Origin of the sequence: Alcanivorax sp. HI0007 (assembly GCF_001635525.1) — a bacterium.
GTDB lineage: Bacteria > Pseudomonadota > Gammaproteobacteria > Pseudomonadales > Alcanivoracaceae > Alcanivorax.
The window spans coordinates 1-449 of record NZ_LWEJ01000063.1 but is presented as its reverse complement, the minus strand read 5'-3'; the positions used below and the strand labels follow the sequence as shown (position 1 = coordinate 449).

Below are 449 nucleotides of genomic sequence, written 5' to 3'. Positions count from 1 at the left end.
GCACCCTGCCAAGCACCCTGCCCGCAGGGTTTCGTGCCGTGGCAGTGGGGGTCGATGATGTGGTGATGGCAGGTGGTCTGCTGCAGCCCGGTGATCTGGTCGATGTGGTGGTGTCGTTTCAAGAAGCGGACCGGGATGACCCGGCGGCCATGGTGCTGTTGCGCAGCCTGCAGGTGCTGGCGGTGAAAGGGGCCATGGCGGCAGCCAGCAGTGATCAGGACCGCGAGGCCCAGCGTCGCAATAACACCGTGGTGCTGGCTGTGCCCAAGGACAAGGTGCCAACATTGCTGCTGGCTTCTGAGGAAGGGACATTGCGATTGGCGGTACTGGCCAGTGAGGACAAGGCTGCTGACGACAGCGACGAAGAAAAGAAAGCCAAACCGGTTTACTACAAGGATCTGTTCCCGTCGGCCCGCGCACCAGCACCACGGGCGACACCGGGCCAGAAA

General features: G+C 62.8%; 1 protein-coding gene. It reads left to right on the top strand.

All coding sequences use genetic code 11. The features are described 5' to 3' along the window. The coding region (gene cpaB, locus A3714_RS03075; RefSeq protein ID WP_063527153.1) for a Flp pilus assembly protein CpaB at window positions 1–449 on the top strand (449 nt) is incomplete at both ends.